Below are 1,714 nucleotides of genomic sequence, written 5' to 3'. Positions count from 1 at the left end.
CGGCTGCGCGCCGCCCCGCTCGTCGCCCGACCCGCCCTCGGCACGCGCCACCGGCTTCTCGTCGGGCTCGACCTCGGCGATGGTCACCGTCAGGTCGCGCGAGCTGCCGCGGCGGAAGACCGTGATGCCGGCCTTGGTCCCCGGCTTGGAATTGCCCACCAGGCGCGGCAGGTCGGCGACCTTCTCCACCGGCTTGCCATCGAAGCGCGTGATGATGTCGCCGGCCTCGATTCCGGCCCTCTCGGCCGGCGAGCCCGGCTCCACGCCACGCACCAACGCACCCTGGGACTTGCCCAGGCCGATGGATTCGGCCACGTCCTTGGAGACGGGCTCGATCTGCACGCCGATGCGCCCGCGCGTCACGCGCCCGGTGGCGCGCAGCTGGTCGCTCACGCGGATCGCCTCGTCGATCGGAATGGCAAACGAGATGCCCATGAAGCCGCCCGAGCGCGAGTAGATCTGGCTGTTGATGCCCACCACCTCGCCGCGCATGTTGATCAGCGGCCCGCCCGAGTTGCCCGGGTTGATGGCCACGTCGGTCTGGATGAAGGGCAGGTAGTCGCCCGTGTCGCGCTGCTTGGCGCTGACGATGCCGGCGGTGACGGTGTTGTCCAGCCCGAAGGGCGAGCCGATGGCCATGACCCACTCGCCGGCCTTCAGGCGGCTGACGTCGCCCACGCGCACCGCCGGCAGGCCGGTGGCGTCGATTTTCACCACCGCCACGTCGGTGCGCTTGTCCGAGCCCACGATCCGCGCCTTGAACTCGCGCTTGTCGGTGAGCGTCACGATGACCTCGTCGGCCCCTTCCACCACGTGGGCGTTGGTCATGACGAAGCCGTCGGAGGTCAGGATGAAGCCCGAGCCCACGCCGCGCGGCTGGGGCTGCTGGGGTGCCTGCGGCTGCGGGCCCGGGCCGCGCGGCACGTTCGGCACCGGCAGGCCGAAGCGGCGGAAGAACTCCAGCATGTCCTCGTCCATGCCGTTGAAGGAGGGGCGTGCGCTCACGCGCTCGGTGGTGCGGATGTTGACCACCGAGGGGCCGACCTGCTCGACCAGTTCCGTGAAGTCGGGCAGCGCGCGCACGACCGGCGCGCTCTGCGCCAGCGCCGGCGCCACCGGCACCAGCAGCCCGCCGCCGCCAGCGCCCACCAGGGCCACAGCCAGCGCTCCCGCCGACAGGCGCGCCTTCCAGACAGGGTTCTTGAGCATCATCGACCTTTCCATGCAGGAGAGAAAAAGGAGGGAACGGCGCGCACCGCCTGGCCCATGCCACTTGCAGGCACACTACAGGAGCGGGCGCCTCGCGACTGCCGGTGGGCAGCCAGGGCGCGTGTCAGCGTTCGCGCCCCGCGAAACTCGCGTTGCGCAGGAAGCCGGCGGGCATCTGCAGGGCCGCCGTGCTGTTGCCGAGCTGGCGGTGCGCGGCGAGCAGCTCGTCCAGGCGCGGGTCCCGGATCATGACGGGCGCCTCGCCGGCGGGCGCGGCTTCGCTGCGCGCCACCGTCGTGACGCTGTCCTGGGCAGCAGGCGCTGCAGGCACTGCCTTCGGTTGCGCGGAGGCCAACTGGGCGCCGGCCGGAACTCCTCCCGGCAGGGCCGTGTAGGCATGCCAGCCCAGCACCGCGACCGCCGCCAGCGAGGCAAAGCCCGCCGCCAGCTTCCAGCGCAGCACCGGGTCATTGGCCGCACGCTGCGATGTCGCAGCCGCGGATGC

At 71.9% G+C, this 1,714-nt stretch carries 1 protein-coding gene and 1 pseudogene; both read right to left on the bottom strand.

Annotation, left to right across the window (positions count from 1 at the left end; genetic code table 11):
* Nucleotides 1-1,209, bottom strand: a 1,209-nt coding sequence (locus tag A612_RS09295) for a Do family serine endopeptidase (protein WP_040436487.1), incomplete at its 3' end; no start/stop codon positions are given.
* 124 nt (nucleotides 1,210-1,333) lie between these two features.
* Nucleotides 1,334-1,714, bottom strand: a pseudogene (locus A612_RS09290) (sigma-E factor negative regulatory protein); the annotation flags it as partial.

Source organism: Melaminivora alkalimesophila, assembly GCF_000282995.1.
In the GTDB taxonomy this organism is placed as follows: Bacteria; Pseudomonadota; Gammaproteobacteria; order Burkholderiales; family Burkholderiaceae_C; genus Melaminivora; species Melaminivora alkalimesophila.
Note: the sequence above shows the minus strand (reverse complement) of the source record. Positions and strands in the feature narration are given on the sequence as shown.